We start from the raw sequence: 13,800 nt of genomic DNA on the forward strand, positions 1-13,800 counted from the left end.
CCAGGCTAACGGATGTGGCGACCTGAGTGTCTATGCTGATCAAACGCCCACGGCTCATGGGATGGCAGGGGGTCGTTTGGATCATCGGACCAGTTGATTCAGGTCACTCGTTGTAGATTGAACAAAATATTGCCACTAAAAAGGCTTGTTTTCTATTTTTATGCGAATAATCTTGTAATTCTTACAACAAATCGACGACAGGCACCTTCCAATGACTCTTCGTATCGCAATCAATGGTTTTGGCCGTATCGGCCGTAATGTCCTGCGCGCACTGTATACCCAAGGCTATCGCCAGGATCTGCAGATCGTCGCCATCAACGATTTGGGCGACAGCTCGATCAATGCTCACCTGCTCAAGTACGACACCGTACACGGCACTTTCGACGCAGAGGTTGCCCACGATCAGGAAAGCCTGACCGTCAATGGTGACCGGATTGCCGTGAGTGCCATTCGCAACCCCGCCGACCTGCCGTGGGCTGCGCACAAGATTGACGTGGTGTTCGAATGCACCGGTCTGTTCACCGACCGTGACAAGGCTGCCGCCCATATTAGCGCCGGCGCGCGCAAGGTGATCATTTCGGCCCCGGCCAAAGGCGCGGATGCCACTGTGGTTTATGGCGTAAACCATGACATCTTGCGTCAATCCCACCAGATCATTTCCAATGCATCGTGCACCACTAACTGCCTGGCGCCGGTGGCCCAGGTGCTGCACCGCGAGCTGGGCATCGAAAGCGGGCTGATGACCACCATTCACGCCTACACCAACGACCAGAACCTTACCGACGTGTACCACACCGACCCGTACCGCGCGCGCTCGGCCACCCAGAACATGATCCCGAGCAAGACCGGCGCCGCTGAAGCGGTGGGCCTGGTGCTGCCGGAACTGGCAGGCAAGCTGACCGGCATGGCGGTGCGTGTGCCCGTGATCAACGTGTCGCTGGTAGACCTCACCGTGCAGTTGAAGAAAGAAGCCACGGCCGATGAAGTCAACGCCCTGCTCAAACACGCCAGCCAGCATTCGAAGATCCTCGGCTACAACACCCTGCCGCTGGTTTCCAGCGACTTCAACCATAACCCGCTGTCGTCGATCTTCGATGCCAATCACACCAAGGTCAGTGGCAAATTGCTCAAAGTATTGGCGTGGTATGACAACGAGTGGGGCTTCTCCAACCGTATGCTGGATAACTGCCTGGCGTTGTGCAACGCCGAGTAACTCCACAAGATCGACCAGATCGTTCCCACGCTCTGCGTGGGAATGCCACCCTGGACGCTCCGCGTCCTGCTCTTAAAGTTGTGACGCGGAGCGTCACAGGATGTGTTCCCACGCAGAGCATGGGAACGAGCGGCACAATCTCCAAGGCATCTCAAAGTGCCACTTGCCATTTCAGTTGATGATAAGCATTATCATTAACTGCAAATCGGTCTGGTATCACTGTGAGCCAATCTCGCTTCAACCACGTCTTCCTCACCCAACGGGTGATCCTGCTACGAACTCTGCAACGCATGGTGCATAACCACAGCACCGCCGAGGACCTGTTGCAGGAAACCTACCTGCGCGTGACTCGGGCCCTCAGCGAGCGGCCAATCGACCACCTTGAACCCTTTGTCTACCAGACGGCGCGCAACCTGGCGCTGGATCACTTGCGTTCGCGCAGGATTCAGGCGCGTACCCTGCAGGAGGATGTCCCGCTGGATGTCCTGCAAAGCGTCGCCGCGCCGGCCAGCACGCCGGAGGAAGCTACCCAGGCCGAGCAGCTACTGGAGCACCTGAGTGTCAGCCTCGGCCAGTTGAGCGCCCGCCAGCAGCGGATTTTCATCCTCAGCCGTCTGCACGGTTGCAGCTATCAGGAAATTGCCGATCAGTTGGGTGTGTCCTTGAGCACGGTGCAAAAGGAACTCAAATTGATCATGGCTATCTGTGTGGGTGTGGCCGAACGGCTGGATCAGCCTTAAGCTTCACCCGACAGAGGTGTCGATCCAAGCTGTAGGAAAAATGAATAGAACGTGGCGAAGACCCGAGGAACACCGTGACGGACCCGAATAAACTGCGCCCCCATGCGTTGGCTCATGAGGTGTTGCAAGACGCGGCCATGGACCAAGCCCTCGATTGGCTGATCGCCTTGCAGTGCCCGCAACCTGGGCAGCAGGCCGCGTTCGACGCTTGGCTGGCCCAGGACCCGGCGCATGTCCACGCCTTCAGCAAGGCCCAGGCCGCCTGGGGTGACGCGCCGGTACACAGCGCCGCCGTGGCCCTCGCCGCACCGCGCAAGCCCAGCGGCTGGCGCCGGATCAGACCGCACTGGAAACCCCTGGCCACCGCCGCCGTGTTACTGGTCGGCCTGTTCAGTTTCAGCAACCTGCCGGTGCGTTTGCAGGCCGACCATCTGACGGTGGTCGGCGAGCGCCAGCGCCTGCAACTGGACGATGGCTCCAAGGTACTGTTGAACACCAACTCGGCATTTTCCAGCACCATCAACCACCACCAGCGCATTGCCCGCCTGTACCAGGGCGAAGCGTTCTTTGAAATAGCGCCCACCCGTGGCCTGCCCCTGGAAATAGACGCCGGCCCGGTGCGCGCCAGCGTGCGTGACACCGCCTTTGCCGTGCGCTACCTCAATGGCGAAGCCCAGGTTCAAGTGCAGCGCGGCGATGTCGACCTGAGCAACACTTTCGACGATGCCCGCGTGCGCCTGAGCGCCGGTGAAAGCATTCGCATCGGCCCCAAGGGTTTCGGCCAACCGGCCAAGCTCGATCCCAGCAAGGACCTGGCCTGGGTGCAGGGCCGGCTAGTGTTCGAAAACTGCCCGATGAGCGAAGTGCTGGCTGAGCTGCGCCGCTATTACCCAGGCTGGATCGTCAACAACAACGAGCAGTTGGCCAGCGTCGCCGTCACCGGCAACTACCGCCTCGACCAGCCCCTGGACGTGGTGCGCTCCCTGGCCCACATCACCTCGGCCAAGCTGTCGGAGTACCCGGCGCTGGTGATCCTGAACTAAATGAGAATTATTTTTACTCGATGTTAACCGGCGATACGTCTCGTTATAGCCAATGCAACTGATTCCTATTTGGTTCGGTTCGCAACTATAAGATTCGTATCCCGGAGCGCTCTCGATGTCCTCTCGTTTCAACCGCCGGTCTGCTTCGCCCGTTTTGTCCTTGCTGACCGCCGCGATCCTGCTGGCTGGTGCGCCCGTCATGAGCGCCACCGCCGCGGAACCTGCCGCTCGCAGCCACGCCAATTACACGTTCAGCATCGAACAGCAGCCATTGGTGTCCGCACTCAACGCTTTCACTGCAGTGACCGGCTGGCAAGTGGGCCTGCCGGCCGAACTGGGCCAGGGCGTATCGTCCCCTGGCGTGCGCGGCCCGCTGCCAGCGGAAAAAGCCCTGGAGCGGCTGTTGGTGGGGACCAACCTGAGCTATCGCAAACTGGGCACCAACAACATCGTGCTGGAAAAACGTAGCGCCGGCAGCGCCCTCGCCCTGCAACAGGTGACCATCAGCGCCACCCGCAATGAACAGGATGTGAACAGTGTACCGAGCACCGTCAGCGTGCACGACCGCGCAGAACTGGACCGCCATCACGTCAACAACATCCGTGAACTGGTGCGCTACGAACCCGGCGTCTCCGTCGGCGGCGCCGGTACGCGCTCGGGTAACGCGGGCTACAACATTCGTGGCATCGACGGCGACCGCGTCCTCACCCAGGTGGATGGCGTTGAAGTGCCGGACAATTTCTTCAACGGCCCTTACGCCAAGACGCGCCGCAATTACGTCGACCCGGAAATCGTCAAGCGCGTGGAGATCTTGCGCGGCCCGGCCTCGGCCCTGTACGGCAGCAGCGCCATCGGCGGCGCGGTGAGTTATTTCACCCTCGACCCGGATGACATCATCAAGCCAGGCCAGGACGTCGGTGCCCGCCTGAAGACCGGCTACAGCTCCGCCGACGAGAGCTGGCTGACCTCCGGCACCTTCGCCGGGCGTGTGCAAGACTTCGACGGTTTGCTGCACCTGAGCCAGCGCAATGGCCATGAAACCGAATCCTACGATGGCAACAACGCCACCGGCCTGGCCCGTACCGGCGCCAACCCGGAAGATGCGCGCACCACCAACGTGCTGGCCAAGCTGGGCTGGAACTATGGCGATGACAACCGCCTGGGCCTGACCTACGAGAAGTTCAAGGATGACCGCGACGTCAATCTGAAAAACGCAGTGGGCGGCCCGTTCATCGGTGGCCGGGGCATGAACCTGTACCGCGACCGTCGGGGTAACGACACCATTACCCGCGAGCGCTTCGGCCTGGAAAACACCTTCGCCCTGGAGTCGCCGATTGCCGACCGCATCAAGACCAGCCTCAACTACCAGATCGCCAAGACCGACCAGACCACCGCCGAAATCTACCAGGCCGGCCGTCGCGTCCTGCGTACCCGCGACACCCTTTACGAAGAGAAGCAGTGGGTCTTCGACGCGCAACTGGACAAGGCCTTCAGCCTCGGCGAAACCGACCACCAGGTTACCTACGGCACCACCCTCAAGCAGCAGAAAGTCACCGGTTCACGCGAAGGCTCGGCCTCGTGCCTGGCCATTGGTGCCGGCTGCACCGCCATCGGCGCGCCAAGCCCGCAAGCGAGCGACAGCGTGAAGAAGGCCAGCGACTTCCCCGACCCGACCATCAACACCTACTCGCTGTTCGCCCAGGACCAGATCACCTGGGACAAATGGACCTTCCTGCCCGCCGTGCGTTATGACTACACCCGGCTCAAGCCCAAGCTGACCCAGGAATTCCTCAACACCGTCAACCCGACCGGCGCCTATGCCGTCGATGGCAAAGACAAGACCTGGAACCGCGTAACACCCAAGTTCGGCCTCACCTATGCCCTGACCGACAACTACACCTGGTTCGGTCAATACGCCGAGGGCTTCCGTACGCCGTCTGCCAAAGCGCTGTACGGTCGCTTCGAAAACCTCAACCTGGGCTACACCGTCGAACCCAACCCCGACCTCAAGCCAGAAACCAGCAAAGGCATCGAAACCGGGATTCGCGGCAAATTCGACGAAGGCTCCTTCGATATTGCGGTGTACTACAACAAGTACCGTGACTTTATCGACGAAGACAACGCCGTGGTCGGCGGCACTGTGGAGCAATTCAAGGCGGTCAACATCAAGCGCGCCACCGTCAAGGGCGTGGAAGCCAAGGGCCGCCTGAACCTGGATACCTTCGGCGCGCCGAAGGGCCTGTATACCCAAGGCTCGGTTGCCTACACCTACGGTCGCAACGACGACAATGGCGAGCCGTTGAACAGCGTCAACCCGCTCAAGGGCGTGTTTGGCCTGGGCTACGACCAGGACAACTACGGTGGCCTGGTGAGCTGGACCTTGGTGAAAAAACAGGACCGCGTCGACAGCACCACCTTTCACGCGCCCGACGGCGGCACCGACGGCCCGTTCAAGACCCCGGGCTTCGGCATCCTCGACCTGACCGCATACTACAAAGTGAGCAAAGACGTGACCGTCAACGGTGGCCTCTACAACCTCACCGACAAGAAGTACTGGAACTGGGATGACGTGCGCAGCTACGACAGCGTCGGCGAAGCCGGTGTGACCGGCCCGGCCAACCTCGACCGCCTGACCCAGCCCGGTCGCAACTTTGCGATCAACGTGATCTGGGACATCTGACCCTTCCGCCTCACCTCGCCGCCATTGCATCCGCGGCGAGGTGAGGATTTTTTACTGTGCCGCGTCTTCTTGTTCGTCTAGTTGATAACAGCTCTTTTCAGGGCACCCAGGCGCTTCTCTTCTCAAGGACTTTTTTCATGACCGCTTCTTCCACCGCAGAACGTCCAAGCCTGCGCTCCCAACGCCTGAACCAGATCACCAACGAGCCGCACACCAAGCTCGACGCATTGGTGAAGGCTCACGCGCCGTTCGAAACCCAAGCCAACTTCGCCCGCTTCGTAGTGGCCCAGTACCTGTTCCAATCGGAACTGGTGGCCTTGTACAACGATGCCGAACTGAACCAGATCATCCCTGACCTGGCCGCCCGCTGCCGCGCCGAAGCCGCCAAGCTCGACCTGGCAGACCTGGACACCGAAACCCCGGCCCCGGTTGCCGGCGCGGTGAACAACCCCAGCAAAGCCGAAGCTTTGGGCTGGCTGTTCGTCTCCGAAGGCTCCAAGCTGGGCGCTGCGTTCCTGATCAAGCGCGCCGTGGGCCTGGGCCTGAGCGAAACCTTCGGTGCCCGCCACCTGGGCGAGCCGGCCGGTGGTCGCGCCGAGGGCTGGAAAAGCTTCACCCGCACCCTCGACGGCCTGGCATTCAGTGCCGAAGAAGAAGCTGCCGTGGAAAAAGGTGCGATTGATGCGTTTGTGCGCTTCACCGTGTTGCTGGAACAGGCGTACGCTAGCGCACCAGAACTGGCGTAAGTGTTCTGGTAGACAGCGGTTCAATGTGGGAGCTGGCTTGCCTGCGATGGCGGTGGGTCAGCGCCAGATGTTTAACCTGATACACCGCAATCGCAGGCAAGCCAGCTCCCACACTTGGGTGCATTTCATGGCTGATAATGTGTAAACCTTCCCACCAGAAAACTGCAGCATGACCGGCAAACCCCAATCCTCCTCCAAAATCGCCCAAGTCCTCTTTGGCCTGCTGGCCTACGTCAGCCTGGGGATCGGCTTGGTGGCGATTGTGATACCGGGGTTGCCCACCACCGAATTCATCTTGCTCGCCGCCTGGGCCGCCACCAAAAGCTCGCCGCGCCTCAGCGCCTGGCTGGAAAACCACCGCCTGTTCGGGCCGATCCTGTCCAACTGGCGCAATGGCAAGATCATCGCCCGCCGCGCCAAGGTCAGCGCCACCGTGAGCATGTTGCTGTGCGCCGTGCTGATGCTGGTGATGCTCGATCACGGCTGGCCGGTGTACCTGGCGATTGCCGGGATGAGCCTGGGCAACCTGTGGATCTGGTCCCGCCCCGAGCAGCTCGCACGCCCCGTATAACGGCCGGTGTAGGCATTTTCCTACCGCTCATCGCCTATTGCTCATGAATTGATTTGTGACGCCGATGTTTCAGGTACGGCGCCGAATGGACTTGGCTCTTCTGCGTGCATTCCAACAAGTCCATTCGTGAGTGAACCTATGTTCGACACCCTCTCCATCCGCTTGAAAATCGTGTTGCTGTCCGGCCTGTGTCTGTTGGGTGTGATTGCACTGGTGGTCGGCATCAATATCTACAACACCAACCAGAACGATCGGCTGGTCAGTGATTCAAGCTCACGAATGCTCACCGCCAGCGTGGAGCAGTTGCTGCAATCCAAAGCGGCCGAACAGGCCGGCCACTTGCAGCAGACCTTCGGCGAAAACCTGCTGGTGGTCACAGCCCTGGCCGACCAGATCAAAGACCTGCGTCAGTTGGGCACTCAGCGTTCCCTTGAAGCCGGAGCCCTGCGTGAAGAGCTCAACCGCAGCGTCAAAACCGCGTTCGAGCGCAACACCAAAGTGCTGGGCATCTGGTTGTCGTTCGAACCCAACGGACTGGATGGCAAGGACAGCGAATTCATCGACGACAAGGCACGCGTCTCCAATGAAAAAGGCCGGTTTTCCAGCTACTGGAGTCGTGCTGGCGGCGAAGGCCAGAACACCATCATGGTCGAAGATGACCTGACCAAGACCACCCTCAACCTCAGCGGCACGCCCTACAACATCTGGTACACCTGCCCACGAGACACGCGCAGTACGTGCCTGCTGGACCCGTACGAAGACACGGTGGCCGGCAAACCGGTACTGATGACCACCATTTCCCTGCCGCTGATCGTCGACGGCAAAGTCATCGGTGTCGTCGGCGTGGACATCGCCCTCACCGCCCTGCAAGCGAGCACCGATGCTGCGCAGAAAGACCTGTTCAACGGCGCCGCCCACCTGGAGATTCTGTCCAGCACCGGCCTGATCGCCGCCTACAGTGGTGAGCCGGGCAAAGTTGGCAAGAACCTGATCGACAGCATCGGCGCCGAAGGCAAGGAGATCGTGCAACTGCTGGCCAATGACCGGCCGGTTATCCGTGAACAGGACGACACCATTCGTGCCGTGTACCCGCTCAAGCCGATTGCCGGTGCCAAATCCTGGGGCGTGGTGATCAAGCTGCCCAAAGCGGTGATGCTGGCCGACAACGAAAAACTGCAAGCCGTGCTCGACGAGGCCCAGGCAACGGGCACGCTCAAAGCCCTGCTGGTGGCCGCCGCCGCTGGCCTGCTGGGCTTGCTGCTGATCTGGCTGACTGCCACCGGCGTGACCCGCCCTATCAATAGCGTGGCCGCCATGCTCAAGGACATCGCCAGCGGTGACGGCGACCTCACCCAGCGCCTGGCCTATGCCAAGAAAGACGAACTGGGCGAGCTGGTGAACTGGTTCAACCGTTTCCTCGACAAGCTGCAGCCGACCATTGCACAGATCAAGCAAAGCATCACCGAAGCTCGTGGGACGGCCGATCAGTCGTCCGCCATTGCGCGCCAGACCAGCGAAGGCATGCAGGTGCAGTTCCGTGAAATCGACCAGGTCGCCACCGCGTCGAACGAAATGAGCGCCACCGCCCACGACGTGGCCAACAGCGCCTCCAATGCCGCCAGCGCGGCACGCGGTGCCGACCAGTCGGCCCGCGAAGGCATGTCGATCATCGAGCAGAGCACCCGCGATATCACCACCCTGGCCGACGAAGTCAGCAAAGCCGTGGGCGAAGTCGAAGCCCTGGCGGTCAACAGCGAGCAAATCGGTTCAGTGCTGGAGGTGATCCGCAGCATTGCCGAACAGACCAACCTGCTGGCGTTGAATGCGGCGATTGAAGCGGCACGCGCCGGGGAAAGCGGACGTGGTTTTGCGGTGGTGGCCGACGAGGTGCGCAACCTGGCCAAACGCACCCAGGACTCGGTGGAAGAAATCCGCCTGGTGATCGAGCGTATCCAGAGCGGCACCCGTGGCGTAGTGGCGACCATGCACTCCAGCCAGCACCAGGCGCAGAGCAATGCCGGGCAGATCCATCAAGCCGTGCAAGCCCTGGGCAAGATCAGCGACGCGGTCACCGTGATCAGCGACATGAACCTGCAAATCGCCAGCGCGGCCGAACAGCAGAGCGCGGTGGCCGAAGAGGTCAACCGCAACGTCTCGGCGATTCGCACCGTGACTGAAACCCTGACCGGCCAGGCTACCGAGTCGGCGGCGATCAGTAGCCAGCTCAATGCGCTGGCCAGCCAGCAGATGAAGTTGATGGATCAGTTCAGGGTCTGACTCGGTTCTGAAACATTGCCCCCTGTAGGAGCGAGCTTGCTCGCGAAAAACGTCAACGATAACGCGTGCTTCCTGAATAAACGCGGCGCCTTTGAGTTCTTCGCGAGCAAGCTCGCTCCTACATATAGAGCAGGGCAGTGGTGAATTACCGGCCGGGCCAGGCCTGGACGAACGGCGTCAGGTCTTCCTTCGGCGCCGTACGCGGTGGGTTCTGCGGCGTGCCCAGGTAGAGAAAGCCAATCACTTCTTCATTCGCCGCCAACCCCAGGCCTTTAGCGACATGGGCTGAGTAGGACAATTCGCCGGTACGCCACACCGCACCAATACCCTGGGCATACGCCGCCAGCAGAATGCCGTGGGCCGCACAGGCGGCGGCCAGCAACTGCTCGGACTTGGGCACTTTGAAATGCTCTTGCACACGTGCAATCACCACCACCACCAGCGGCGCACGCAGCGGGCCGTTCTGGGCCTTGTCGATGGCGGCTTGCGGTGCGTCGGCGTCTTGCAGACGAGCGGCTTCGGCCAACAGCATGCCCATCTGTTCACGGGCTGCGCCTTCCACGGTGAGGAAACGCCACGGGCGCAGTTGACCGTGATCGGGCGCGCGCATGGCGGCGGCGAACAGCAGGTCGCGCTGCTCCTGGGTCGGTGCCGGGTCGAGCAAACGGGGCACGGAAACACGGTTGAGCAAAGCGTCGAGAGCCTGCATTGGCCACCTCCATAAAAAAATGTGCAGCCATTCTAGCGGGAAAGAATCGGGATGCCACCAAACGATAATTGCTCTTATTCAATCTGCCCTGCCCTGTTAGACTTTGCGCCTTAATTTTCTGCCCTCGTCCAGGAATCTCGATGTTCCGTGCGCTTTTGTACCTGCCTGCAGCGTTGATGGCTTTAAGCCTGACTGCTTGCGATGACGCCCCTCGCTTCACGAAAGCAGAGCCGGGTGAATCGCGGGCCGGTGGCGCGGCGACGGTAAACAAGCGCGACCAGAACGCCTTTTCCTTGCCCTCGGCCAACCTGGCGCCGACGCGGCGCCTGGACTTCAGCGTCGGCAACAGTTTCTTTCGCAACCCGTGGGTGATTGCGCCGTCCACCACCACGGCGCGCGATGGCCTGGGCCCGCTGTTCAATACCAACGCCTGCCAGAACTGCCATATCAAGGATGGCCGTGGCCACCCGCCACTGCCCGACGCGCCCAATGCCGTATCGATGCTGGTGCGCCTGTCCATCCATCCCTCTATTACAGAGCAGCCCGCCTACGCCAAGCTCATCGAACAGATCGGCGTGGTACCCGAGCCGGTCTACGGCGGGCAACTCCAGGACATGGCGGTGCCTGGCGTTGCGCCGGAAGGCAAGGTGCGGGTCGACTACACACCGGTCAACGTCAGGTTCAAAGACGGCACGCTCGTTGAATTACGCAAGCCCGACCTGCAGATCACCCAACTCGGCTACGGCCCGATGCACCCCGACACACGCTTCTCGGCGCGTATCGCCCCGCCGATGATCGGCCTGGGCCTGCTCGAAGCGATCAGCGATGCCGATATCCTGCGCAACACCGACCCCAAGACCGCCGACAAAGAGGCCATCCTGGGCCGCGCCAATTGGGTCTGGGATGACGCTCAGGCCAAAACTGTCCTCGGGCGTTTTGGCTGGAAAGCCGGGCAGCCCAACCTCAATCAACAAAACGTTCACGCGTTTTCTGGTGATATGGGCCTCACCACGTCCCTGAGACCCTTTGATGACTGCACCGACGCCCAAGTGGCCTGCAAGCAGGCGCCCAACGGCAATGGCCCGCAGGGTGAACCGGAAGTCAGCGATAACATCCTGCGCTTGGTGCTGTTCTACACCCGCAACCTCGCGGTGCCCGCACGTCGGGACGTTGATACGCCGCAAGTGCTGGCCGGCAAGAACCTGTTCTACCAGGCCGGTTGCCAGGGCTGTCACAAGCCCAGCTTCACCACCGCCGCCAATGCCGCCGAACCTGAACTGGCCAACCAGTTGATCCGCCCTTACAGCGACCTGCTGCTGCACGATATGGGCGAAGGCCTGGCCGACAACCGTAGCGAATTCAAAGCCACCGGCCGCGACTGGCGCACCCCGCCGCTGTGGGGTATCGGCCTGACGCAAACCGTGAGTGGTCACACCCAGTTCCTGCATGACGGCCGCGCCCGCAACCTGCTTGAAGCCGTGCTGTGGCATGGCGGTGAAGCTCAAGCGGCGCAGCAACATGTGTTGTCGTTCAATGCCGAGCAGCGTGCCGCGTTGCTGGCGTTCCTGAATTCTTTATAAGCTTTGCCCCACTTACAGAAGGGAGCTCGACATGTTTCGTCCCAAGTTGTTGTTCACCAGCCTCGCCGCCCTGGCCTTGGGCGCTTGCTCGCCCCAAGACCCGCAAGCAGTGACCTCGGCAGCCATCGCCAAACAAGTGATCCTGCCAACCTATAGCCGCTGGGTTGAGGCCGACCGTCAACTGGCCGTCAGCGCCCTGGCCTACTGCCAAGGCAAGGAAAGCCTGGACACCGCCCGCGCCGACTTCCTACACGCGCAAAAAGCCTGGGCCGAGCTGCAACCGCTGCTGATCGGCCCGCTGGCCGAAGGCAACCGGGCGTGGCAGGTGCAGTTCTGGCCAGACAAGAAGAACCTGGTCGGCCGTCAGGTCGAGCAATTGGTCAGCGCCCAACCGCAGATCGACGCCGCGGCCCTGGCGAAATCCAGCGTGGTGGTGCAGGGCCTGTCGGCCTACGAATACATCCTCTACGACGCCAAGCCCGACGTCGCCGACGAAGCCCAGAAAGCACGTTATTGCCCGTTGCTGATGGCTATCGGCGAGCGCCAGAAAGTCCTGGCCGAAGAGATCCTGGCCAGTTGGAACAGCACCGACGGTATGCTCGCGCAAATGACCAAGTTTCCGAACCAGCGCTACGCTGATTCCCACGAAGCCATCGCCGATCTGCTGCGCGTGCAAGTGACCGCCCTGGACACCCTGAAGAAAAAACTCGGCACCCCAATGGGCCGCCAGACCAAGGGCATCCCGCAACCGTTCCAGGCCGATGCCTGGCGCAGCCAGTCGTCCCTGCAGAGCCTGGAAGCCAGCCTCGCCGCGGCTCAGACCGTGTGGGTAGGCGTCGATAACAAAGGCCTGCGTGGCCTGCTGCCGGCGGACCAAAAGCCACTGGCCGAGAAAATCGACGCCGCCTACGCAGCGTCGCTGAAACTGTTCGCCAGCAACCAGCGCACCCTCAACGAACTGTTGAACGACGACGTCGGGCGCCAGCAACTCAACGACATCTACGACAGCCTCAACGTAGTCCACCGCCTGCATGAAGGTGAACTGGCCAAGGCGCTGGGCGTACAACTGGGCTTTAACGCCAACGACGGTGACTGATGATGCTCAGGCGACAGGCTTTGGCGGTGGGCAGCGTGCTGCTCAGCGCTATCACCTTGGGTGGCTGGACGCTGTTCAAGCACAAAGACAAAGGCCCGCTGCTGCTGTCGGCGCGCGATGACGCCGACGGCAAGCACTACGCTGTCGGCTATCGCCTGGACGGCAAGCCGGTATTTGCCACTCAGGTCAGCCAGCGCTGCCATGACATCATTAACCACCCGACGTTGCCGATTGCGTTGTTCGTCGCCCGTCGCCCAGGCACCGAGAGCTACCTGATCGACCTACGCGATGGCAGGCTGCTGCAAACCATCACCTCGAACGCCAACCGCCATTTCTATGGCCATGCGGTGATCCACAGGAGCGGTGACTGGCTGTACGCCACCGAGAACGACACCTCCGACCCTGGCCGCGGCCTGTTGGGTGTGTATAAGTTTGAAGGTGAGCGGCTGGTGCACAGCGGCGAGATATCTACCCACGGCATCGGCCCGCATCAAGTCTCGTGGATGCCCGACGGCGAGACGCTGATCGTGGCCAACGGTGGCATTCGTACCGAAGCCGAAAGCCGGGTAGAGATGAACCTCAATGCCATGGAGCCGAGCCTGGTGCTGATGCGGCGCGACGGCAGCCTGATCAGCAAGGAAACCCTGGCCCAGCAGATGAACAGCGTGCGGCACATGGGTATTGCCAGCGATGGCACCATCCTCACCGGGCAACAGTTCATGGGCCCGTCCCAGGAGCGTTCCGAGTTGCTGGCGATCAAGCGACCGGGGCAGCCGTTCGTGGCGTTCCCGGTGGCTGACGAACAGTTGCAGGCGATGGGGCATTACACCGCCAGCGTGGCGGTGCATAGCGAACTGCGCCTGGTGGCGTTGACAGCACCGCGGGGCAATCGCTTTTTTATCTGGGACATGGACACCACCGAACTACGCCTGGATGGGCCCTTGCCGGACTGTGCGGGGGTGGGTGCGGTGGCGGATGGGTTTGTGGTGACATCCGGTCAGGGGCGTTGCCGCTTCTATGACTGCCGCCAGGAAAAGTTACTGGCAACACCACTGGAGTTACCGGCGGGGTTCTGGGATAACCACCTGCACCTGGTCTAAAGACCGACGACATCAAAATGGCTGATCGTTCCCACGCTCTGCGTG

General features: G+C 61.4%; 11 protein-coding genes and 1 pseudogene. 11 read left to right on the forward strand and 1 reads right to left on the reverse strand.

Annotated elements, in window-relative coordinates:
- Nucleotides 1-211: 211 nt before the first annotated feature.
- The 8 genes and pseudogenes from gap (at nucleotide 212) to ACP7CZ_RS15610 (ending at nucleotide 9,270) form a co-directional block, all read left to right on the forward strand.
- The gene (gap, locus tag ACP7CZ_RS15575; RefSeq protein WP_003193921.1) at nucleotides 212-1,213 is read left to right on the forward strand and encodes a type I glyceraldehyde-3-phosphate dehydrogenase; all 1,002 of its coding nucleotides are present in this window, start codon (nucleotides 212-214) and stop codon (nucleotides 1,211-1,213) included.
- 221 nt (nucleotides 1,214-1,434) lie between these two features.
- Nucleotides 1,435-1,953, forward strand: coding sequence for an RNA polymerase sigma factor (locus tag ACP7CZ_RS15580; RefSeq protein ID WP_003193922.1), 519 nt, complete (start codon nucleotides 1,435-1,437; stop codon nucleotides 1,951-1,953).
- A gap of 74 nt (nucleotides 1,954-2,027) precedes the next feature.
- Complete coding sequence (locus tag ACP7CZ_RS15585) at nucleotides 2,028-2,996, forward strand: FecR family protein (protein ID WP_054897660.1); 969 nt, start codon at nucleotides 2,028-2,030, stop codon at nucleotides 2,994-2,996.
- A gap of 115 nt (nucleotides 2,997-3,111) precedes the next feature.
- Nucleotides 3,112-5,676 (forward strand): TonB-dependent receptor, encoded by a 2,565-nt coding sequence (locus tag ACP7CZ_RS15590; protein WP_181123941.1) that lies wholly within the window; start codon nucleotides 3,112-3,114, stop codon nucleotides 5,674-5,676.
- A gap of 137 nt (nucleotides 5,677-5,813) precedes the next feature.
- The gene (locus tag ACP7CZ_RS15595) at nucleotides 5,814-6,422 is read left to right on the forward strand and encodes a biliverdin-producing heme oxygenase (protein WP_181123943.1); all 609 of its coding nucleotides are present in this window, start codon (nucleotides 5,814-5,816) and stop codon (nucleotides 6,420-6,422) included.
- A 169-nt stretch (nucleotides 6,423-6,591) separates the two neighbouring features.
- Nucleotides 6,592-6,993: a YbaN family protein gene (locus tag ACP7CZ_RS15600; protein ID WP_014719757.1), complete on the forward strand. Its 402-nt coding sequence runs from the start codon at nucleotides 6,592-6,594 to the stop codon at nucleotides 6,991-6,993.
- Between the two features lie 279 nt (nucleotides 6,994-7,272).
- Nucleotides 7,273-8,412 (forward strand): annotated as a pseudogene (locus ACP7CZ_RS15605) (HAMP domain-containing protein); the annotation flags it as partial.
- Nucleotides 8,413-8,514: 102 nt separating this feature from the next.
- Complete coding sequence (locus tag ACP7CZ_RS15610) at nucleotides 8,515-9,270, forward strand: methyl-accepting chemotaxis protein (protein ID WP_370706227.1); 756 nt, start codon at nucleotides 8,515-8,517, stop codon at nucleotides 9,268-9,270.
- Nucleotides 9,271-9,415: 145 nt separating this feature from the next.
- Here the strand turns inward: ACP7CZ_RS15610 and ACP7CZ_RS15615 are convergent, their stop codons facing one another.
- Entirely contained in the window at nucleotides 9,416-9,979 is a 564-nt protein-coding gene (locus ACP7CZ_RS15615; RefSeq protein ID WP_294204760.1) for an NAD(P)H nitroreductase, read from the reverse strand.
- A 140-nt stretch (nucleotides 9,980-10,119) separates the two neighbouring features.
- Here ACP7CZ_RS15615 and ACP7CZ_RS15620 point away from each other — a divergent pair, with 140 nt between their 5' ends.
- From ACP7CZ_RS15620 to ACP7CZ_RS15630, 3 genes are read left to right on the forward strand one after another with little or no spacing between them, the layout of a single operon-like run.
- Nucleotides 10,120-11,559, forward strand: a complete 1,440-nt coding sequence (locus ACP7CZ_RS15620) for a di-heme oxidoredictase family protein (protein WP_181123948.1) — start codon at nucleotides 10,120-10,122, stop codon at nucleotides 11,557-11,559.
- A 31-nt stretch (nucleotides 11,560-11,590) separates the two neighbouring features.
- On the forward strand, nucleotides 11,591-12,655 hold the full coding sequence (locus tag ACP7CZ_RS15625) for an imelysin family protein (protein WP_054897663.1): 1,065 nt from the start codon (nucleotides 11,591-11,593) through the stop codon (nucleotides 12,653-12,655).
- Nucleotides 12,656-12,657: 2 nt separating this feature from the next.
- Entirely contained in the window at nucleotides 12,658-13,755 is a 1,098-nt protein-coding gene (locus tag ACP7CZ_RS15630; RefSeq protein WP_181123970.1) for a DUF1513 domain-containing protein, read from the forward strand.
- Nucleotides 13,756-13,800 lie beyond the last annotated feature (45 nt).

The organism is Pseudomonas sp. DWP2-2 (genome assembly GCF_049897065.1).
In the GTDB taxonomy this organism is placed as follows: domain Bacteria; phylum Pseudomonadota; class Gammaproteobacteria; order Pseudomonadales; family Pseudomonadaceae; genus Aquipseudomonas; species Aquipseudomonas paracarnis.

Excerpts from the sequence above, each read along its gene's own strand:
- gap (WP_003193921.1), top strand. The coding sequence starts at position 212 with ATGACTCTTCGTATCGCAATCAATGGTTTTGGCCGTATCGGCCGTAAT.
- ACP7CZ_RS15590 (WP_181123941.1), top strand. The coding sequence starts at position 3,112 with ATGTCCTCTCGTTTCAACCGCCGGTCTGCTTCGCCCGTTTTGTCCTTG.
- ACP7CZ_RS15595 (WP_181123943.1), top strand. The coding sequence starts at position 5,814 with ATGACCGCTTCTTCCACCGCAGAACGTCCAAGCCTGCGCTCCCAACGC.
- ACP7CZ_RS15600 (WP_014719757.1), top strand. The coding sequence starts at position 6,592 with ATGACCGGCAAACCCCAATCCTCCTCCAAAATCGCCCAAGTCCTCTTT.
- ACP7CZ_RS15610 (WP_370706227.1), top strand. The coding sequence starts at position 8,515 with ATGCAGGTGCAGTTCCGTGAAATCGACCAGGTCGCCACCGCGTCGAAC.
- ACP7CZ_RS15615 (WP_294204760.1), bottom strand. The coding sequence starts at position 9,979 with ATGCAGGCTCTCGACGCTTTGCTCAACCGTGTTTCCGTGCCCCGTTTG.
- ACP7CZ_RS15620 (WP_181123948.1), top strand. The coding sequence starts at position 10,120 with ATGTTCCGTGCGCTTTTGTACCTGCCTGCAGCGTTGATGGCTTTAAGC.
- ACP7CZ_RS15625 (WP_054897663.1), top strand. The coding sequence starts at position 11,591 with ATGTTTCGTCCCAAGTTGTTGTTCACCAGCCTCGCCGCCCTGGCCTTG.
- ACP7CZ_RS15630 (WP_181123970.1), top strand. The coding sequence starts at position 12,658 with ATGCTCAGGCGACAGGCTTTGGCGGTGGGCAGCGTGCTGCTCAGCGCT.